Raw genomic sequence first — 258 nt, 5'->3', positions numbered from 1 at the left:
GAGGCGGCGGGCACGGGCGACTTCGACTTCGAGCAGGTCGGACAAGGAGTTGACCACAGAAACACCAACACCATGCAGACCACCGGAAGTCTCATAGGCTTTGCCGTCGAATTTACCACCAGCATGAAGCTTAGTCATAATCACTTCAAGCGTTGATTTGCCCGGCACCTGTGGATGAAGCTCAACCGGAATACCGCGTCCATTATCACTGACTGTCAGGAAACCTTCGGCATCAAGATTAACATCAATGAAATTGGC

1 protein-coding gene is annotated in these 258 nt (G+C 51.6%); it reads right to left on the bottom strand.

Annotated elements, in window-relative coordinates; translation table 11 throughout:
• Positions 1-258 (bottom strand): ATP-binding protein (locus HBA93_RS22015; protein WP_286202136.1); only part of this gene is annotated, 258 nt, incomplete at both ends.

The organism is Ochrobactrum sp. SFR4 (assembly GCF_019730395.1).
Lineage (GTDB): Bacteria > Pseudomonadota > Alphaproteobacteria > Rhizobiales > Rhizobiaceae > Pseudochrobactrum.
This window is presented reverse-complemented; position numbering and strand designations above follow the sequence as displayed.